The sequence below is a fragment of the Spiroplasma endosymbiont of Agriotes lineatus genome, assembly GCF_964019485.1.
In the GTDB taxonomy this organism is placed as follows: Bacteria; Bacillota_I; Bacilli_A; order Mycoplasmatales; family Nriv7; genus Nriv7.
This window is the reverse complement of sequence record NZ_OZ026448.1, coordinates 755,534-774,906: the sequence shown is the minus strand read 5'-3', so window position 1 is coordinate 774,906 and position 19,373 is coordinate 755,534. Positions and strand designations below refer to the sequence as shown.

The 19,373-nt window shown below is 26.4% G+C and carries 24 protein-coding genes, 5 pseudogenes and 1 other annotated feature; of the genes and pseudogenes, 20 read left to right on the top strand and 9 right to left on the bottom strand.

Annotated elements, in window-relative coordinates; all coding sequences use genetic code 4:
* Nucleotides 1-40 precede the first annotated feature (40 nt).
* A complete protein-coding gene (secG, locus tag AACK93_RS04995; RefSeq protein ID WP_339023982.1) occupies nucleotides 41-295 on the bottom strand; it encodes a preprotein translocase subunit SecG in 255 nt (84 codons plus the stop codon).
* Nucleotides 296-696: 401 nt separating this feature from the next.
* Here secG and AACK93_RS04990 point away from each other — a divergent pair.
* Nucleotides 697-858, top strand: a pseudogene (locus AACK93_RS04990) (IS256 family transposase); the annotation flags it as partial.
* A gap of 124 nt (nucleotides 859-982) precedes the next feature.
* Here AACK93_RS04990 and rplL read toward each other — a convergent pair.
* Nucleotides 983-1,345 (bottom strand): 50S ribosomal protein L7/L12, encoded by a 363-nt coding sequence (gene rplL / locus AACK93_RS08155; protein ID WP_422398189.1) that lies wholly within the window; start codon nucleotides 1,343-1,345, stop codon nucleotides 983-985.
* Nucleotides 1,346-1,507: 162 nt separating this feature from the next.
* Nucleotides 1,508-1,924: pseudogene (gene rplJ / locus AACK93_RS08150) on the bottom strand (50S ribosomal protein L10); the annotation flags it as partial.
* A 57-nt stretch (nucleotides 1,925-1,981) separates the two neighbouring features.
* Nucleotides 1,982-2,117: a sequence feature (ribosomal protein L10 leader region), on the bottom strand.
* 270 nt (nucleotides 2,118-2,387) lie between these two features.
* Between rplJ and AACK93_RS04980 the strand changes: the two are divergent.
* The 4 genes from AACK93_RS04980 to AACK93_RS04965 all read left to right on the top strand — a co-directional run bounded on the left by AACK93_RS04980 (nucleotide 2,388) and on the right by AACK93_RS04965 (nucleotide 3,733).
* The gene (locus AACK93_RS04980; protein WP_339023979.1) at nucleotides 2,388-2,669 is read left to right on the top strand and encodes a hypothetical protein; all 282 of its coding nucleotides are present in this window, start codon (nucleotides 2,388-2,390) and stop codon (nucleotides 2,667-2,669) included.
* A gap of 246 nt (nucleotides 2,670-2,915) precedes the next feature.
* Nucleotides 2,916-3,092 (top strand): hypothetical protein, encoded by a 177-nt coding sequence (locus tag AACK93_RS04975; RefSeq protein ID WP_339023978.1) that lies wholly within the window; start codon nucleotides 2,916-2,918, stop codon nucleotides 3,090-3,092.
* Nucleotides 3,093-3,121: 29 nt separating this feature from the next.
* Complete coding sequence (locus AACK93_RS04970) at nucleotides 3,122-3,334, top strand: hypothetical protein (protein ID WP_215826178.1); 213 nt, start codon at nucleotides 3,122-3,124, stop codon at nucleotides 3,332-3,334.
* 168 nt (nucleotides 3,335-3,502) lie between these two features.
* Nucleotides 3,503-3,733, top strand: a complete 231-nt coding sequence (locus AACK93_RS04965; protein WP_339023820.1) for a hypothetical protein — start codon at nucleotides 3,503-3,505, stop codon at nucleotides 3,731-3,733.
* Here the strand turns inward: AACK93_RS04965 and AACK93_RS04960 are convergent.
* Nucleotides 3,701-3,991 (bottom strand): hypothetical protein, encoded by a 291-nt coding sequence (locus AACK93_RS04960; RefSeq protein WP_339023977.1) that lies wholly within the window; start codon nucleotides 3,989-3,991, stop codon nucleotides 3,701-3,703. The two genes, AACK93_RS04965 and AACK93_RS04960, sit on opposite strands and share 33 nt — an antisense overlap.
* Before the next feature lie 62 nt (nucleotides 3,992-4,053).
* On the opposite strand from AACK93_RS04960, the gene AACK93_RS04955 reads away from it, so the two are divergent.
* The 9 genes from AACK93_RS04955 to AACK93_RS04915 all read left to right on the top strand — a co-directional run bounded on the left by AACK93_RS04955 (nucleotide 4,054) and on the right by AACK93_RS04915 (nucleotide 9,718).
* Nucleotides 4,054-5,043: a hypothetical protein gene (locus AACK93_RS04955; RefSeq protein WP_339023976.1), complete on the top strand. Its 990-nt coding sequence runs from the start codon at nucleotides 4,054-4,056 to the stop codon at nucleotides 5,041-5,043.
* Nucleotides 5,044-5,056: 13 nt separating this feature from the next.
* On the top strand, nucleotides 5,057-5,383 hold the full coding sequence (locus AACK93_RS04950; RefSeq protein WP_339023975.1) for a hypothetical protein: 327 nt from the start codon (nucleotides 5,057-5,059) through the stop codon (nucleotides 5,381-5,383).
* 9 nt (nucleotides 5,384-5,392) lie between these two features.
* Nucleotides 5,393-5,647 (top strand): hypothetical protein, encoded by a 255-nt coding sequence (locus AACK93_RS04945; protein WP_339023974.1) that lies wholly within the window; start codon nucleotides 5,393-5,395, stop codon nucleotides 5,645-5,647.
* Nucleotides 5,648-5,673: 26 nt separating this feature from the next.
* The gene (locus AACK93_RS04940) at nucleotides 5,674-6,048 is read left to right on the top strand and encodes a hypothetical protein (RefSeq protein WP_339023973.1); all 375 of its coding nucleotides are present in this window, start codon (nucleotides 5,674-5,676) and stop codon (nucleotides 6,046-6,048) included.
* A 36-nt stretch (nucleotides 6,049-6,084) separates the two neighbouring features.
* Nucleotides 6,085-6,246, top strand: a complete 162-nt coding sequence (locus AACK93_RS04935; protein ID WP_339023972.1) for a hypothetical protein — start codon at nucleotides 6,085-6,087, stop codon at nucleotides 6,244-6,246.
* Between the two features lie 78 nt (nucleotides 6,247-6,324).
* Nucleotides 6,325-7,401, top strand: a complete 1,077-nt coding sequence (locus AACK93_RS04930; RefSeq protein WP_339023971.1) for a hypothetical protein — start codon at nucleotides 6,325-6,327, stop codon at nucleotides 7,399-7,401.
* A gap of 626 nt (nucleotides 7,402-8,027) precedes the next feature.
* Nucleotides 8,028-8,471: a hypothetical protein gene (locus AACK93_RS04925; protein WP_339023970.1), complete on the top strand. Its 444-nt coding sequence runs from the start codon at nucleotides 8,028-8,030 to the stop codon at nucleotides 8,469-8,471.
* 157 nt (nucleotides 8,472-8,628) lie between these two features.
* Nucleotides 8,629-9,300 (top strand): hypothetical protein, encoded by a 672-nt coding sequence (locus tag AACK93_RS04920; RefSeq protein ID WP_339023969.1) that lies wholly within the window; start codon nucleotides 8,629-8,631, stop codon nucleotides 9,298-9,300.
* Nucleotides 9,248-9,718 (top strand): integrase core domain-containing protein, encoded by a 471-nt coding sequence (locus AACK93_RS04915; RefSeq protein WP_339023968.1) that lies wholly within the window; start codon nucleotides 9,248-9,250, stop codon nucleotides 9,716-9,718. Before AACK93_RS04920 ends, AACK93_RS04915 begins: the two co-directional genes overlap by 53 nt.
* A 396-nt stretch (nucleotides 9,719-10,114) precedes the next feature.
* Here the strand turns inward: AACK93_RS04915 and AACK93_RS04910 are convergent, their stop codons facing one another.
* The gene (locus AACK93_RS04910; protein WP_339023967.1) at nucleotides 10,115-10,576 is read right to left on the bottom strand and encodes a lipoprotein; all 462 of its coding nucleotides are present in this window, start codon (nucleotides 10,574-10,576) and stop codon (nucleotides 10,115-10,117) included.
* Nucleotides 10,577-11,220: 644 nt separating this feature from the next.
* Between AACK93_RS04910 and AACK93_RS04905 the strand changes: the two genes are divergently transcribed.
* The 5 genes and pseudogenes from AACK93_RS04905 to AACK93_RS08140 form a co-directional block, all read left to right on the top strand.
* Nucleotides 11,221-11,388: a UvrD-helicase domain-containing protein gene (locus AACK93_RS04905; protein ID WP_339023966.1), complete on the top strand. Its 168-nt coding sequence runs from the start codon at nucleotides 11,221-11,223 to the stop codon at nucleotides 11,386-11,388.
* A gap of 43 nt (nucleotides 11,389-11,431) precedes the next feature.
* Nucleotides 11,432-11,857 (top strand): annotated as a pseudogene (locus tag AACK93_RS04900) (UvrD-helicase domain-containing protein).
* 77 nt (nucleotides 11,858-11,934) lie between these two features.
* Complete coding sequence (locus AACK93_RS08145) at nucleotides 11,935-12,141, top strand: UvrD-helicase domain-containing protein (protein ID WP_422398188.1); 207 nt, start codon at nucleotides 11,935-11,937, stop codon at nucleotides 12,139-12,141.
* Nucleotides 12,142-12,165: 24 nt separating this feature from the next.
* Nucleotides 12,166-12,798, top strand: coding sequence for a 3'-5' exonuclease (locus AACK93_RS04895; RefSeq protein ID WP_339023965.1), 633 nt, complete (start codon nucleotides 12,166-12,168; stop codon nucleotides 12,796-12,798).
* 107 nt (nucleotides 12,799-12,905) lie between these two features.
* Nucleotides 12,906-13,352 (top strand): annotated as a pseudogene (locus tag AACK93_RS08140) (transposase); the annotation flags it as partial.
* Nucleotides 13,353-13,559: 207 nt separating this feature from the next.
* Here AACK93_RS08140 and AACK93_RS04890 read toward each other — a convergent pair.
* The gene (locus AACK93_RS04890) at nucleotides 13,560-13,730 is read right to left on the bottom strand and encodes a hypothetical protein (RefSeq protein ID WP_339023964.1); all 171 of its coding nucleotides are present in this window, start codon (nucleotides 13,728-13,730) and stop codon (nucleotides 13,560-13,562) included.
* Between the two features lie 24 nt (nucleotides 13,731-13,754).
* Nucleotides 13,755-15,944, bottom strand: a complete 2,190-nt coding sequence (locus AACK93_RS04885; RefSeq protein ID WP_339023963.1) for an adhesin — start codon at nucleotides 15,942-15,944, stop codon at nucleotides 13,755-13,757.
* A 626-nt stretch (nucleotides 15,945-16,570) separates the two neighbouring features.
* Between AACK93_RS04885 and AACK93_RS04880 the strand changes: the two are divergent.
* Nucleotides 16,571-17,702, top strand: a pseudogene (locus tag AACK93_RS04880) (IS3 family transposase).
* A gap of 98 nt (nucleotides 17,703-17,800) precedes the next feature.
* On the opposite strand, the gene AACK93_RS04875 reads toward AACK93_RS04880, so the two are convergent.
* Complete coding sequence (locus tag AACK93_RS04875) at nucleotides 17,801-19,102, bottom strand: hypothetical protein (RefSeq protein WP_339023962.1); 1,302 nt, start codon at nucleotides 19,100-19,102, stop codon at nucleotides 17,801-17,803.
* 44 nt (nucleotides 19,103-19,146) lie between these two features.
* A complete protein-coding gene (locus AACK93_RS04870) occupies nucleotides 19,147-19,302 on the bottom strand; it encodes a hypothetical protein (RefSeq protein ID WP_339023961.1) in 156 nt (51 codons plus the stop codon).
* Nucleotides 19,303-19,373 lie beyond the last annotated feature (71 nt).

Here is a 19,373-nt window from a genome sequence, read left to right as displayed (position 1 = left end):
AACTATTAGAATTTTCAAGGACTAATAGTTTAAATAAAAATTATAAAGTATTTTCTAAAATTCTAATAATCATTGAAAGAACAAATAAACAAGTTCCACAACCTAACATCATAAATGATAAAGTTCGTGAAAGTCCTCGCTCTTTGGTTTGTGCAAAAAGCTCTTGATTACCACCACTTAATGCCCCTAACCCTGATTGCGTTTTCTTTGATTGTAACAGTCCAATAACAATCATTGCAAAACCAATAATTAAAAGAATAATCTCAAAGATTAATAAAATATTTTGTTTACTCATATAATTAAACCTCTCTACTTTTATAAATTTTAATAATTACCTTTTAAAATTATATCATAATCTATCATATATATTTTATGACAATTATTTTACGGCCGCGTTTAGTTTTCTTAGGTATTTTTAGAAAAAGAAAAAATAATTATTTACTATAAATTATTTCAATATGCAAATTAAGTATATATTTCTTATGTATGATTTTTGTTGTAAAAACTTATTTTAATGTTTTTTTATAAGTATTTTGTTTAGTTTTTATAACCTTTTATTGAGATTTTGTTTGTTGATATTAAATATTTTGTTTTATTATTTATTTTCCAAATAAAATGATAATTAAATTGTGATTTTTTTTCTTTCAAAACTATTTAAATCTTTACCTACCTAACAAAACTTTATGCGCCCAAAGTATTAAAAATAAAAAGATTTTTCCTAATGACTCATCAGTTTTTAAAATATTTTATTTAGCATTTCAAAATATGGTTAAGAATTGAACGATGCCAATTAAAAATCGGGGTACTGCAATTTCACATTTAATGATAAAATTTAAAGACAGATTGAATTTAAGTTAATTACTTAGAGACACAGTTAATTGTGCAGTCCCGGAAAAAACTAAACACGACCTTTTTTAAGATTTTTCTTGATTGTGCAAAATACCTGTGGTATATTACATCCTTAGTTATTTTTAAAATTTATTTATTTAATTTCAACAACAGCACCAGCAGCAACAAGTTTTTCTTTAATTTCTTCGGCTTCTTCTGGTTTAATTTTTTCTTTAATTACTGGGTTTTCACCTTCAACTAATTTCTTGGCTTCCATTAAAGGTTTTTCTGTAATTTCTGCCACTACTTTAATAACTGCAATTTTAGAACCACCTATTTCAGTTAAAATAACTTTTACTTCTGTCGGTGCAGCACTGTCATCATCATGTGAAACTGCTTGCATCATCACTGGCGCACTAGCAGTAACACCAAAATGTTCTTCAATTGCTTTTACTAATTCATTTAGTTCTGTTAATTTCATATTTTCTAGGGAATCAATAATATCTTGTTTTGTTATCTTATTATTTTTTTTAACACTATCAGTTATTTTTGTAATTGTTTTTTCCTCGTTAATTTTATTTTCTATTTCTTCTTGTGTTTCTTTTTTTATTGGATTATTTTCTGCCATAATATAATTCTCTCCTTTTAACTTTATGCGTCCACTAATAATTGCTGAAGCAAACATTGAAATAAGACCCTCTTTTGAAGGCAATGTAGCTAATACTTGTAATTCATCATATAATACTACTTCACCATCAAAAATAGCACTTTTCAATACTAAATTTTTATGTTCCTTAGCAAACTTAGCTAATAATCTTGGACCTATAATTTTATCAGTTGCCGAAAACACTAACGCATTAGGACCTAATAATATATCATCTAAATTACTAATCTTTAACTCTTGTAATGCTCTTCTTACTAATGTATTTTTATAAATTTTTAAACTAGCATCTTCACTTCTTAACTGTAACTTTAAATTTGTTAAATTTTGGACAGAAAACCCATGATAATGAATAATAGTTGTTGACTTTGATGATGCAATCTTTGTTTTAATCTCTTGAACAATATTATTTTTAGTTTCTATTGCTGGTCGCATTCATCCACCCCTTCCTAATTTCTTAAACATAACCGTTTAATTTTGAAATCAATATCTATCTTACATAAAAAAACTCGGTATTAGATACCGAGTTTAAAAGAGTTTTTATAATTCAAAATTCTATACTTTTAAATCCTCGGCAACATAATTAAGGCTTCCCCGTTGCTGTCTATAGACTATTAATAGCATAAGATAATAGTAATATGTTTTTAACACAAATGCAATACTTATTTTAAAATTTTATGTAGAAACCATATACATATGACAAGATTTTGGTTTCTACAAACTTGCTTTTAATTAATAAATAAATACGAGCTCATTTATTTATTACAAGAAATATAAGGTTAAATTAATATTTATTATTTTTAGTTATGACTTGTATTTTTTTGTGCCTTGATAGTAATAAACTAAGCTAAATATAACTTAGCTTAATATAACTAAATATTGTAAGGATGGTATGTATATGAGAAATATTGAAAATATTTTTTTAAATACTGAAAAATATTTTTTAAAAAAAACGCAAAATGCAGTACTTATTAAAGCGCCGGTAATTCCACGATTGTATGAATCTACTGGTATTTGGTTTTCAAAACGATTTGTTTATAAAGGAAAATATGAGAATTCTATTTGTATTGGAATAATTAAAGATGGTGAATATCAGTTGGTTTTTGTTAATAGTAAATTCCAAGAATCTAGTTTGATTTTAGGTCATGAGTTGTTAGATTTTTTTGTTGCTGAAAAATAACATGATAAAAAGGTTGTAAGTTTTGATTATTTTAAAAATTCATTTTAAAAATCTTTTACGGTGTTTTAAGAATAGGGGCGTAAAAAAAATAAAAAAAATATCTTAGTTGGTTTTTATGGTGTTTAAACGGCGCGGAAAGCGTATGCTCCGCGCGTTAATTATCGATGTTAATTGTGGAGTTATTTAACTAAGTTATTGCAATTTTTTAAATTTGGTGTAGTAAAAAATAATTTTGGAGTTTTAGAAATGAAAATGTGAGTTAGTGCGGATGAGCCACCTAAAAATTATTGTCGAAAGTTTATATATTCTATTAATAAAAAAACTGGATTAGAACAAAAATTTTTAGCGTCTAAATCTGCAGTTGAATTTGTTAGAACTGATTTAGTTGGTGATAATTGACTTTGTGTTGATATTGCATATTAAAAGATTAGAAAATTAAGGAGAAAAGAAAGATGAGTATATTTGGATTAGTATTTTTTACGATTTTAACATTATTACTAGCATATTATATTGCGGTTAATATTTATCGGTTTTTTAAAGATAAAAAGAAATATGGTAGTGAAGCAAAACAGTTGCCAAAAGATTTTACTTATGCACAACGAATATTTATTGCGAAGTTTAAGCGAAATTTATTAGAACAAGATGAAAAAGAAATTAAAAAGTAGGTTTAGAAAATGTTTAAGAAAATAATTATTGAGTTAATTGAATTAATTTATCCAACTGGCGATTTACCACCCACCTCAAGTTGTATTTTTGTTTTCAATTTTAATAATTGTAATGCTCTTCTCAGCAATTATTTTTCTACTCTTTTGACCTTTTAAGCGGTAATTATTATGTTTTTAGTTGCTTGAAAAGATTTAGATTGAGAAATGACAAAATTGTATTTTTGAGATTTATTTATTCAAATTACAACTATTCCGGCGTGAGTTTCTGGTAAAAAAATTGATTTAACCAAAGAACTACTTTGACTTTTAATAGCAAATATTGCCTTTTGAATGGTATTAGTATTTATCGTCTTATTTATTGTTATTTTATTTTATAAGGTTAAATCATATTTTGTTTAGAAAGGGGGTGATTATATGTTTAGAATTTTTCTTGATGTAACAAACACCACCAGTAGCAATTACTGGTGAACAAACACCACCAGTAGCAATTACTGGTGAACAAGCGGTTACTAACTTATGAAAAGCATTAATTAAAGCGTTCGGTAATATTTGAACTGATATTATTGGTGGTAATATGCCAAATGTTGTTAATTTCTTTGCTACATATTGAGTTTTCTTGCCTAGCGTTATTATTGGTTTATTTTTAATCGCTTTCAAAATGTTTGAAAAATTAATGCCCGGCAGATAGTAATAGAAATAAAGAAAGTGTGATTTAAGTGATGCTATTGTTTAAAAAAATAAATTTAAAATTATATGATTTTGTGACTTTAAATCGCACTTTATTTATTATTACGTGATTTTATGGTGCGATTTTGCATTATTATAATCCTCAAAGTTGACGAATGTTATTCGATATTATTTATTTATTAATTGCTTTATATATTTTATATACTAAAATTTCTCATTTTTTTGCTCGCCGTAGTTTTATTAATTTCTTATTAAATTCACCTTTAAATTTAGTAATTGGTGCTTTGGGCACTGGAAAAACCGCTTTAATGGTTTTAGCTTCTTACTTATTAAGTGGTTGAAAAACGATTTCTACTTTTTCGATTACCAATAAACAAATGCTTTCATTAGGGCATATGTCTTTATTAGATTATAATTATCCGATATTAGAAGAAAAGCATTTGCTGTTATGAGATGAAACTAACTTATTTTTAGAAGGAACTGACTATAAAGAAAATGATAGAGTAACTCAAGGTTTACAAGAATATTTTGCTTCGGCTCGACAATTTACCCACATCGTATTAGCAAGCGGACAACGAGCTGAACATATATGAGTTAAAGTTCGTGATATTGCGAATTCAATAATTGTTGGCATTAGAAAAAAACCAGTTAGTATTTTCCGGCCCTATTTACAAGTTATTTACGGCACTTTTAAATCGGTAAGCGAATACGAACAATGATGATTAACTCTGATTAATGCTAAAAATGATAAAAAAGGTCGCAAAATCAAGTATCGTAGCATTCCGGAATTAGACATTTATTTCTTTAAATTGAAAATTCCGATGTCAATTTTAAACCTTTATGATAATAAATATTTATCATTCTTGCGTGAATTAAGTAATCGTGCTTTGAATGATAATTATCAGCATAAATTTTGAAATGATAATGTAATGGATATTGAAGCATTAGAATATTTAAAAATGGAGAAATTTAGCAAGATACTTACTAAGTTAAAAAATAATCTGAAGAAGAAAAACAAGTAAAGGAGTTTAAAAAATGAAAAACTTAGAAAAAATGACTAGTTTGATTGGCGATATGTTTTATAAAGTTTTTGATTTAATTTGAACTTTAACCCTTCCTGGAACAGATATTCGTATTATTATTTTTCCGCTAATTATGCTTGTTATCAATCTTGTAATTGGTGATATTTTAGGAATTCATATGGAACGACCAAAAGTTGGTTTTCGTGAAAAATACCAAAAATCAGTTGCTAATTGAGGAACTAAGAAACAATCATCTAGTGGTCCAATTAAGAAATTCAGTGGTAATAGTCCTAAAAATAGACCGTGAGTTAACCAACATGGATGGCGAATAAAAAGGTAGGTTTTTAAAATGTTTAAATTGATAATTTTATTTATTCTTGTTGCTGTTTTTTCTATTTTTGCTTTAAATTACTTTTTAGGTTTATGAGCTTATGTTCGTGAGGGTTTAGAATATTTTAATAAAGTTTTATCAAAAAATATTAAAATTTTAGATTTGTTTAAACCAATGATAAGGTTGTTTTCTCAACATCTGATTTTCCAAATTTTAAGAACGATTTGTATTTTATCAACAATATATTTAATTTTAAGAGGACCTACTGAATAAAAAAATATTTTAAAAGGAGTTAAAAAATGAAAAAGTTAAAGAAAATATTAGGTGTTAAATGATTTAAAAGCGTTTTAATTTTTATGCATTTTTTTATCATACTTCATAGTGTTGTTATTATAATTTGAATATTTTTAACGGTCCTTCAAATTAAAGGGGATAAATTTTTTAAAGATTTTATACCATTAAATTTTCAAAGTGTATTTTTTAATGTTTATCTTTGATTATTAATTATTTATTTCTTAATAACTGGTATTAAGTTAATTATTAGGGGTTATTACTTTAATAAAGTTTTTAGAAAGCATCAAATGCAAGTTGCCAATTGTGAATGTTTGCGACATCAACATTATAAATTTTCTGATGCTTTTAAAGCAATAAAAAAGAGTTTTAAGGTGTGGTAAGATGGATAAGATTATTTCTTGATTTATTTGTGTGTAATGTTTATTGGTTTGGTGCTGTTAGGGGCGTTTTTTGATACAAAACAACTACTAAAACCTAATATGGAAAAACAATCCTTTATGAAACGACAAAAACAAGTCACAAATTCTAGTAATGGTAAAATTTATGAATTTTCTTTATCTAAGGCAACTATTAATTAACAAGGTAATAATTCTAAAAGAAATCTTGTTGGGTTTTCAAATTTTAATAAAAGTGAGTTAAAAAATTTACCAAAGAATATGATTAATGGTATTACTTGATATCCATCTTTTCGGTTTACGGAAAAAACTGTTAGTGATTTATTGACTGGTGATTATGATTTAACAAAATTAGGTAAAGTTGATGCAGTTAGTATTAAAGGTAAAATTCATACTTATAATATTGGAACAAGTGAGATGGGTATGGGGGCTGATTGACAATATGATTGATTAGAATTAATGTTTGCCTCTCCTCCTCTGCCTGAAAAACATAACGAGCAACCATTTCATTTACCTACGGAAATAACTAAAAATGATGGCGAGTATGATTATACTCAGTTTCAAGATAAATTAGACTATTTAATGATACAACGGCGAGATTTTGATAAATTTAATTATATTTATTTATATTGAGTCTCCGTTTTTAATTTCTTTGATAATAATTTTAAATATATGAATGAAATATCAATTAAGTTAAATGGTTTTAAACAGAATAGTAAATTTAGTTTAAGTCGTAAAAATTCATATCCTGAACTTGATATGATGGAAAAAGTTATTTTTAGAGAACTTTCCTTTTCTAGTTTTGGTGATGTTATTACTATAAAAACTGAGCATGGTAGCATTGTGGGTTATAATGAATTTTTAGAGAATGGTAAATCGCTTTTAAAATCTGGCTCGCGAACAAGTTTTGGAGGAGATTTTATTAATACCTTTTTTGGACAAGTTAATTATTATGGTAATACCTTCCATTTTTTACGCTATGATGACAAATTAAAATTTGATTTTAAAGATTTTATGCTTCATTATCAAAAAGATTTAACTATTGATTTTATTAATGGTTTATTTAATAAAATTTATAAAGTTTTAAGTGAGTTTTTTGTAAAATTCTTTTATGCGAGTTTTGATATGGATGCTTCTACTTGTGTAGAATTAGATTACAAAGGGACGCAACAAATTCCTAAAAATGTTTTACAAATGGGATTTTTCTATCGCTCCTTAATTACTTTTTATCCCAAACAATATTTAATTAATTTTGGTTCAACAATCGAAAATAGTAAAAATATGATTTTTCGTTCCTATTTTTTTGTTAAAGATAAACCAAATTGCCAATGGTTTTAATACTGGCAAAAATTCTTATCAATTAGATTTTAATGTGTTAAAAGCATATGATAACCAATTATGAAACACTACTAGTAAGTAATAAATTGTATTTTTACAATGCCAAAGTTGATGTGATGTATGGAATTAATATTTTTACGCTAACTTTTTTCGCTATATAAAAAGAAAAATGAAAGTACTGAATATCATTATTCTTTATACGATTTTAACATTTTGAATTCAACAGCTTTTATTGGCGGTGGAATAAATGGTAATACACGATACCGATATGATTTAATTCCTACGCCCAACTGCCCAACTGGTTATTATTGGGGCTTATTTAGTGCCATATCTTGTGACATTCAGCACGCTTCTGTTGTTAGTGTGTTAAATTTGTGATTACTTGGTCTTTCGGGGCGAGGATTAATCTTTTAATTCGCCCCCTTGCGTTGCGGATATGGCCAAAACAACAATTAATTTTACCAAAACTGCCTTTCCGGTGTTTGAAGTTATTCCGGCATTTCAAATGCTGTTTGAGTTTGTATAGTGCCCTTATCAATTTTATTAATGTTAATTAAAAAGTTCTCTTAAAATATTTTTAATATTCTTAGTATAATATAATCTCTTTGAAAGGAGGATTTTTAATTATGTTAAAAAAAAGTTTATCAGTGTTAAGTTTAGTAATTGTGGTGTTTACTTTTGCTTGTAGAAGCAATGATTTTCAGTTTGTTAAAAATAAAATTTATGAATTTTCTTTATCTAAGGCAACTATTAATTGACAAGGTAATAATTCTAAAAGAAATCTTGTTGGGTTTTCAAATTTTAATAAAAGTGAGTTAAAAAATTTACCAGAGAATATGATTAATGGTATTACTTGATATCCATCTTTTCGGTTTACGGAAAAAACTGTTAGTGATTTATTGACTGGTGATTATGATTTAACAAAATTAGGTAAAGTTGATGCAGTTAGTATTAAAGGTAAAATTCATACTTATAATATTGGAACAAGTGAGATGGGCATGGGAGCTGATTGACAATATGATTGATTAGAATTAATGTTTGCTTCTCCTGCTTTTACCCAAAAAGGATAAAGAACAACCGCAACCATTGCCTAATCAAAATTATTATCAGAACCGAGTTATAACATCCTTTTCTGTCAAAATGCCTAATAAAAATTAGTAATTTAATAAATATTTTTGAAAATCGTGTTTTTTGTAATACGATTTTCTTAATTTAAGGAGTTTAAAAATGAAATATATTATTTCCCAAGTTGATTTAGCAGATTTAAAAGCAAAAGTACAAAGCTGATTAAGTGATAATTGCCGTAATCCTTATTACTATAAAACTAAAAAACGCATTACTGCCTATTTAAATTTATGTACTTATTTCTATATTAAAAAAATTACTTTAACAAAACTTATTAAAAAATATTTTAAGAACAAAACGAAAACCTTTTATCGTTGGACAGAAAAAATTATGACCGCTTATTATTCTGACAATTTAGATTTATTATTGTTTAAAACTACAAAACCACAAAATATTAATTATCAATATAGTTTAAATTCTCGTGAAAAAGTATGTGATTTATATTTTGATTACAAAAATCTTCAAGCCGGTAAAATTTGGTCTTTATTTAACAATTTAAAAATCGGTTTTCACGATATTAAAAATTCAGAAGTTCCTAAAAATATCAAAACTTTTTATCGCTGAATTAAATCTGATTCTCGTTGAAAAGAATTAAAACAACAAATTAAACAAACAAAACGCGATTTTAAGCGTTATAAAGTTTCCGAGATTGGTCTTTTACAAATGGATGCCAAAATTATTACCACATCAAATTTTCCGGTTGATAAAAAATATTACATTTATGGATTTCATTGACGAAATAACACGGATAGTATTTGGCTATGTTTATGATAGTTTAGGAACCAATAACGCCATTAATGCTGTGCATAGAGCAATGAAAGATTTCGGCGAACTTGGCATAATCATTAAACGCCTTCGTACTGATAATGCTCCGGAATTTACTACTACTAATTGAAGTAATAAAAAAACATACAAAGCAAAAGAAAGGCCTTTTACAACCTTTCTTTCAAAAAATGAAATCATTCACGAGACGACACCAATTCGTTCGCCTCAATCTAACGGGAAGATTGAACGATTCCATCAACATTATACAAAATTATTTTATGCTAATGATAAAAAATTAAATCAAAATGAACTTCAACATTTCTTAAATCAATATTATTATTATTATAACTTTAAACGCTGTCATTCGGCATTACAAAATAAATCACCATTTCAAACACTACAAAAATTTTTACTACTATTTTCTTAAAAAAATGCACTGCCGTTCGGTGATAATGATAATTCAATTTCTTAAAAATAATTCCGAGGCCGCCTTTTTTAATTACTTCCAAATCCAAGTGGTATTTCAGGCTGTAATAGATGAAACGCTATTCACGCACCATTTCCATAATCATAAGAATTTTTAATCCTCATAAATTTAATGTTATTCATCCAGCAAGGCCGCGCTTAGTCTTCTTAGGTATTGCTTTGAAGAAGTAAAACAATCAGCTAATTATATTATTTAAGTACTAAAAAATAAAAACACAATCATTGCTGACTGCCTTAATACTTATTCAAATATTTACCTACCTAACAAAACTTGGACGCATAAAATTTTGTTAAGCAGGCAAAGATGTTTAGTTAATTTGCAATTTACAACTTTTAATTAACTAGTTGTTGCAATTGGTAAATTAACTGGCATTAAATCAATTAATATATGATTTATTTTTTCGTATCCAATAATTTTAATTTTTGCAAATTTTTGAGTTGTTAAATCATAAGGTTCTTTGCAGATATTATCATTTACAAGAATTCAAACTGCGATATCAAAATCATTTTCAGTTAAATTATTATCAATTTTTGTAAGTTCTTTAAAAACTTGTGGTTTTAATGCATTTTTCACTTCAGTTAAACCAACTTTTAAAGGGTTTTTAGCAATAATCTTTGTTGGTGATTCAATTGATACAATGCTACTAATATCTATTTTTGGTTGTTCTATTGGTTTTGGTTGTTCTATTGGTTTTGGTTGTTTTATTGGTTTTGCCAATTTATTACTACAAGAAATAATTAAACTTGTTCCTATTGCTATAAAATTAATCATTCCTAAAATTGATAATAATTTTTTCATATCTTAAATAATTTCTTTGTAAAAATTAACAATTTCTGAACCAATAATTAATATTTTTTTCACCTTAATATTCCTTCCTTACTAATTAATTTAATATTTTAAAAGCAATTTAATTTTAACATAATATAAAGTGAAAAATTCTTTTTTTCTGGACATTATTACATAATAAAATTTAATCATTATTAATTTATCATTTTAAGATTTTTAATTTTTTAATTAAGTATTTGATTTAAATATCGCGGTAGCGACAACAATAATGTTTTATATTCTTAACCAATCACTTTTATTTAAACAAGCTCCTCTTTAAGATATAAATAAAAAATACAACTAAAAAAGTTGCATTAATTTTGATTTTTTTACATTTAAGGAATTTAAATTATAAACTATCTTTAAAATTAAATTAAAAAACTTTATTCTTTTTTAATATTTTTCTTGATTGTGCAAAACATCTGTGGTATATCACATATTTAAAATTTTATGTAGAAATCACAGATGTTTTACACATTTGGTTTTTATAAACTTTTAGGGGGTATATTCTTTTGGCAGTAATATTTTGTATCGAATGCGATAGCAAAAGTTATGTTGTTGGTAATAAAAATGCAGTTGGAATCTGTAATTCTTGTGACGAAAATAGCTTTTAAATTTTGAAAGAAGTTATAAATTTAAAACATTTAAACGAAAAGCAAAGATTAGCTGTTTTAAGTAGTGAAGGTGCTAATAGAATTATAGCTGGTGCAGGAAGCGGAAAAACAAGAGTTATTATTTATAAAATTGCTTATTTAATTCATAATTTGGCCATTAATAGTAAGTAGTCAAATTTTAGCGGTAACTTTTACTAATAAGGCAACTAATGAAATGAAAATTCGATTAAATGAATTAGTTGGTAATGACGAATCTAAATATATATGAATCCATACATATCACGCTTTTTGTGTTAGGGTTTTAAGAAGAGATATTATGGTTTTAGGATATACAAAAGATTTTATTATCATTGATACTGTTGATAAAATCAATATTTTAAAAAATATTACTAAAAATAAGCAATATAACTTTGATAATAATAAAATTAAGAAAGTTAGTAGTATGATTTCTTTTTGAAAGAATAATCAATTATCTTATTGTGATGTTATTAACAACGCCTTTTATTATGAATATAAGCAACAATGATTATAAATCTATAAGATTTATTTACAATATTTGTCTAAAAATAATATGGTTGATTTTGATGATTTATTAATATTAATTTTGAAATTATTTTCTCAGCATTCAGGAGTACTATAAAAGTAACAAAAACGATTTTCTTGTGTTTTGGTTGATGAATTTTAAGATAATAATGAATTACAGTTTCAATTAATTAATTATTTAGTAAAAATCCATCAAATATTACTGTTGTTGGCGACCCTGCTGACCAAACAATTTATTCTTTTCGGGGGGCAAAAGCAAGATTAATTTTAGATTTTAATAACTATTTTCCTAATGCAAAAACTTTTATTCTTAATCAAAATTATCGTTCAATACAAAATATTTTAGATGTTGCAAATATTATTATTATTCACAATTATTAACGAATTGTTAAAGATTTATTTACAATGAATAACCGCGGTAACAGGATAAAACTATATTGTGGTAATATTAGCATTCACGAGGCTAATTGGGTAATTAAAGAAATTAAAAAGTTGGTTGAAAAAAATATTTTATTAAAAAATATTTTAATTCTTTACCGTGCTAATCATCTTTTTCGCCATTTAGAAGGGGCATTAATTAATAATCATATTAATTATCGTATTTATGGTGCTTTTAAGTTTTTTGAAATAAAAGAAATTAAGAATGTTTTGGCTTACTTAAAAACTTTAGTTTATGGTGATAAATTATCAATAATACGAATTTTGAATTTAATTAAAGGCGCGGGAATAACAACAATTAATAATTTAATTGAACAATCAAAAAATAGCGAACAATCGCTTTTAAAATATTTAATGGTAAATATTGCTAGTTTAAAACCATCAATAGTTAAATTAGTTACATATTTAAAAGTTTGAAAAGAAAAACTAAAGTCATATGAAAAAATAACTTTTTTAGTTCAAGATTTTTTAAATAATGGTACTTACTTACAACAATTAGTAGATGGTTTTGAAGAAGAACGCTTAGAAAATGTTAAAGAATTATTTAATCATATGGAAAATTATGATTTGCAAAATTCTGATTCATTACAAGGAATATAATTATTACAACATTATTTACAAGAAGTTAGTTTATATTTTGACCAAGATGAAAATTCTGTTGATCAAGATAAAGTTAGTTTGATGACAATTCATAATGATAAAGGATTATTGTTCATCAAATTCGTAATAGTTTAAAATTTGTTCCTTACAAAGATCGCAAACTTGTAGCTAATGATTTAAAATCAATTTATACAGCAATTAATGAAGAAATAGCGTTAGTTGCTTTAGTTCATTTTTCTGAAAAGTGAGATAAAAAATATCCCCAAATTGCTAAATCATGAAAAAATAACTGAGATAATTTAATAATTTTTCTTGAATATCCTCAAGAATTTAGAAGAATTATTTATACAATTAATACAATAAAGTCTGTTAATAGTCAACCAAGAAAAGTAATTAAAAATAAAAAGATTTTTCCTAATAACGCATCAGTTTTTAAAATATTTTATTTAGCATTTCAAAATATGGTTAAGAAATGAACAATGCCAATTCAAAATTGGGGTAGTGCAATTTCACATTTAATGATAAAATTTGAGGACAGAGCAGAGTGAATTTAAGTTAATTACTTAGAGACACAGTTAATTGTACAATCCCGTTACAACCACTAAATTATCTTGTTTTTGTTTTCGCAACAACATAATTTCCACCACCTAACTTATAATTGGGGCGATAGTGTCTTTAAATGCCAAGACAATCGTACTAGCAAGGATAACAATAACAATCAATAAGCAAATTAAAACTCACATCACTTTTTAATTGTTTCTTTACGTACACACGGGCACGGCGGTTATTACTATCAGCGTTAAACTTACCGCCAATGGCATAAACACCAATCATAATCATTGCCGAAACAACCGCCCCCCCGCAACTAACACCGGCATTGCAATTCCTAAAATCTTGTTAAGTAAATCATTTATGCCGGTTGTCGCTAACAAATTAACCATTATTCATCACCAACTTTATCGTTGGTCATTTTGTTTGTTTTGTTTTTCTTCGCGTTCTTGTTGTTTTCGTGCTTGCTCTTCGGCTTCTTCGCGGTTGTGGTTGTCGCGCTTTCACTGCTCAACTACTTTTTGCTGACGGCGAGCATAAATTTTCGGCAAAATATATTTATTAAAAATAAATTTGCGGAATAACAAGGGCGCAAGGCCAACCCCCGCCAAGACACCAACAACAACGCCGATAATTCACAGTTTACTATCCCCGACTTTTTTATTGTCGGGTGTCGGGTCAAAAGTTGGTGTTGGCAGGGTTGGTTGTTCTTTTTGCTGTACTGGAATTGTTTTAGCCGTAAAACTCAACAGTTTTGTACTACTATTAACCGCTTGAACTTTGACATCTTTGCTAGTAGTTCAATCACCCGCAACAAGATTATCAGCAAGAACTTTATAATCGATGTTTTCTATGACATCGGGAACATATTTTTCAACTTGTGATTTTACATCATCTAGTAGTTTTGTTTTATAGGTATTAATTTCATCTTGCGTAACATTTTTAATGTCATCAACAACAAAGTTATCTAATTGCAGTTTTAAATGTGCTAAACTTTGTTTTCAAGTTTTCGATAACGCAAACAAATTATTCAGTTGACTAGCACTAGAACCACGGATATTTTTATATCCATTATCTTCTGCCCACTGTTCAAAATGTTTACCATTATCAGTGTTTCAATATTCTTTTTTTGCTTTTTCACCGTTAATTTGTAAATAAATGGTGCTAGTTTGATTTAATTCATTTTTTAACTCAATTAAATATTTACCCTTAACCGTGTTAAGTTGAATTCCGTCAAGTTTAATGCCGGTGACCGGGTCAATAGTACGCTGTTGTGGTGTTTTATTTCATTGCTCATCACAACCATAAACCACACCCGTTATCACACTGCTTGGGTTTGATTTAATCATTTTGATAATACTTTCACTATTAGCATAGTGAAATTTGTTAACTGGGTTAGTGATACTATTTTTATCAAGTTGTGCCAAATAATCGTTATCAACCACGACCCCGCTTCCGCTTGTTGCGGTTGGTTGTAAGTTAATTTTTAAATCAACTACTGTCGAAGGTACAACATTATATTTAACTACCACTGAACCTTGATAACTTTTACTGTCTTTTTTTGCTGTTAAAGTTACCGAATGATTATCTTTTTTTGTAAATTCAATTTGTGAAAAATCATCAATAATATCATTATTTATCTTGTTTACTGCTAAGAAAATATTGTCATTTTTATTATCGCTGATATTTCCTAAATCTGGTTTTTTGATTAACTCGCTTAACTGTTTTTTAACTGGTGCCCGCGTCGGTTCTATTTTTGCCAACATCGAAACAATAATTTCGCTTGTATACTGTTTTCCGTTCAAAGCAAAAGTTACTTGTAAATTATGTTCTCTTTCGCTAGTTTCTGGTTTAACATTGATTTTTCATTGTTTATTTGTTTGATTTTGTTGGATATTGTCAAAGACAACTTTATCAATGTTCGGGTTAGCAATGACAATGTTTAACTCCCCTTTCACCGTAATTAAGTCAGGGCGAGTTCAAGTCATTGTCTTGTTGTTATCAACCAAATTAAACTTACTTTGTTGTTTTACTCAATCCAAATTGTCGATACTATCTCTATCTCTTTCAATTTCAATTTCTAAATTATTTGTAGAGATTAATTGGTAATTTACTTTATAATTACCATATTTGAAATATTTTAAATTTGTGCCCTGTGCTTTGATCATTGTTTTTTTATTAATTACTCACGTTTCATGGGTGCTATTTTCTTGTATTTTTTTTCCATATGTTGTTATTAAGTTTCTAATTTTTTCTTGTTTATCTTGATTATTTCGCAATTCTTGTGTAAGTGAGAAACTAAGGTTTTCTAAATTTATTAATTCTGATAATTTCCCATTTAAATTAATGTTATCCTCTTTTAATATGTTAACTCGTGTAATATTATTTTTTTGTTTTGAAATTATAAACTTCACTTTTTGTAAGTTTTTGATTTCAAAATCATAAACTTGATTGTTTTGTCTTTTATTTCTAATTAGTTGTGTTGTTGTTTTGTCAATATCTAGTTTTGCTCGTCCTAACGGTGCCTTGGCAAGCAGGGGATTAGGCATACTCGTTGCTATAGTTGGTATAGTTAATAAACTAAGTAATTTTTTCATTTTATTTGTTTCCTTTCTAATAAAAATGGAAATAACGTCAAAGCACTATTTCCACAAGCCAATTTATAACATATTTTACAAGAGTGTCAAAAAAATACCCTTATAAAATAAGCTAAACTTGTCTGTGGAAACGCTAGCTTGCGCTAGTGTTTCCATGATACTAAGTTGTCTGAACAATAACTTAGTATCACTTTATAAAATTTTAATGAGTAAGAATAACAAACTACTTTACTTACTGCCGTCATTTTATCACATCTATCTATATACTATATATAGATGTGATTTTTTATAATTTGTTATTTACCACATTTTTGTCGCCCGTATTGATAGTCATTCACTTTGCTCATGATGGAACAAATTATTCGGCCGGTGATTTCTTATTTCAATAAATATTTATCTATTAAAATAAGACTAACTAAAGAAAAGACAAATTTATCTTTTTTAATTATCTTGATAATAACATAAAATCACAAAATTACAAAACAAAAATAGTAATTCGCAAAATTATTTAATAAATATTTATTTAATTATTCTGATTTTCTCTGAATAGGTTACAATAAGTTGGACCATATTTATGTAGACTTTCAAAATAAGATAAAATTATATAAGAAAGTAGGAATATAAAAATGGGCAAAAATTCATATACAGATGAATTTAAAAAACAAATTGTCGTGCTGTATCAAAGTGGGAAAATCATTATTGAAATTATTAATGAATATGGTATTTCAAAATCTGCTATTTATAATTGAATAAAATCATTCGATAATTCTGGTTCTTTTAAAGCAAAAGATATCAAAGTAATGAAGAAAATGAATTAATTTACTTACGAAAAGAATTAAAACAATTACGAATGGAAAACGATATTTTAAAGCAAGCGGCACTGATAATGGCCAAAAAATAACAATAATTAATAACAACAAAAACAAATATTCAGTGAGGAAAATATGTAAGATTTTGGGTTTATCAAAATCAACGTATTATTATTATTATCAACCTAATAAATGCACTAACAAGCAAGTTAATAATTATGAACAAGAAATTGTCAATACATTTAATAAAAGTCGCAAAATTTATGGGGTCCGTAAAATTAAAGCTGTTTTAATAAGAAAAGATATCATCTTATCGCGGCGAAAAATCAGATGCATTATGATCAAAAATAATTTGGTTTCTAGATACTCTAGATACACCAAATTAAAATATCGTAATCACAAAACAACAACTAATAATTCCCGAATTAGTAATGTTTTAAATCGTGAATTTAATGACAAAAAACTTAATGAAGTTGTTGTTAGTGATTTAACATATGTGCAAGTTGGAGGAAAATGACATTATATTTGTTTATTAATTGACTTGTTTAATCGCGAAGTAATCGTCTATAATGCTGGGCCAAACAAAACCGCCGAACTAGTTCAACAAGCTTTTCATAAGATAACACGGCTATTAAAGCAAATAATTTTATTTCATACCGATCGTGGTAATGAGTTCAAAAATAAAATCATTGATGAAATTTTAATAACCTTTAATATTAAAAGATCATTAAACAATAAAGGTTGTCCTTATGCTTATGATAATGCTGTGGTCGAAACAACAACTTACAAAACCTTTAAAACAGAATTTATTAAGGGTAAAAAATTTGAAAATTTAACACAATTAAAATAAGAACTATTTGATTTTGTTAATTGATACAACAATATTCGAATTCACGGCAGCTTAAATTATTTAACACCCGTTGAATTTAGAAAATGGCAGTCTACATAAAAAGTGTCCTAAAAAGGGTTGCCATTCCACCCCGGCAAACTTTAGACTAACACTACCAAGTATTTTTTAACCCATCTTGTTGCCGACAACATTATCGCTTACTTAATCAATTTTGTTCCAATAATTTTATAATACTTATTAGGTAAATATTCCAAGAAAAACTCATTTAGCATTGTTCAGCGAACCGACAATTTATTACTTGACATATTATTAATCGGTTGTAACAATCACTGACTAAATAACTCCGCAAACTGTTCTCTTAAACTACTAAACTTACCATATTTACTATCAACAAATAATTTTGATACTAAAGCACTAATTTTTGTTTCTGAATTAAGAAAATATGTTTTGTCATTTATATCAATAAATTTAATCTTACTTGGAAGATAACCAAATTTACTAGCAATAAAACGAACAAATTCTTGCGGTGCATTAATTTTTGTTTTTTTTAATTTTCATCCCGTTTTATATTCCGCTTGATTTTTATTAGTAGATTTTTGTAACCCATTTTTAAATCAATTATTTAAAAGAATTTCATTACTATCATTAGTTTTATCTGGTAAAAAATTAGTATTCAACTGCTCAGGAAAAAAACTTAACAAGTTTTCTAAAGCATGACCATACTCATGAATAACACCAGTAGCAACATTACTAGTTGAAAATTGTCCACTAAAATATTGAAATTTAATATTATCTTCATCAACAATATTTGGTCGCAAAGCAATAAATTGATAACCATATTTTAAATTTAAAATAGTAGTCCCTAAGATATGTTCTGAATTATTCTTTAAATCAAAATTATCAGTAAACAAAAGGGCAACTAATAACTTAGCAACATTTTTTTTACCATAATATTTACTTAAATAATTATACATCGCTAACAAATACTTTGAATTATTATTAATTTTTTGTTTCAATTGTTTCAAATCAAGCATTGGTTTTTGTCCATCTCTTAAGTCGGTATTTTCAAGATTTCTTACTAAATCATCATAACTTGAATAATAATCTCTTAACAACAATGAACTTTGTTCATACTTATTATATTGCTCTGCACTTTTATTAGAAACTTTTAAAATCTCATTATAACAAGATTGTAACGTTTGTTTTTCAACAATATCGTTTTTCTTTCTATTAATAGTTGATAAATATTTCATATATTTTAAATCTTCATCAACAAATGGTGATTCAAAATCTAAATTCCAACGATGTCAAATATCTTCTATGTTTCACCTTACAATTTTAGGATTAAAATTCTTACCCTCAAAAGCACAATTATAATTAATTAACGAATCATTATCATTAAATAATTGATAATCATAAAAATTAAAAGGCCTACACCCTTCTAATAAAAACAATATAATGATGATAATATTAACAACTAATGGTATTTTTTTAATCATTATTGTCCTCCATAATTTTAATTATTTCAAAAAAATTATTTTACTTAACTCATTTTATCATTTTTTATCATAAAGTCTACAAAATTTAATGTTTTATCAACTCAAGAAATATTAAAATTAATATCATGACTAGTCAATAATACTGTCCCAGAATAATTAGTAATTGCTTCTAATAATAAATTTTTAGTTAAATCATCCAAATGATTAGTTGGTTCATCTAAAATTAATAAACCACAAGGAACTAAAGACGAAACTACTAACTGAACTTTAG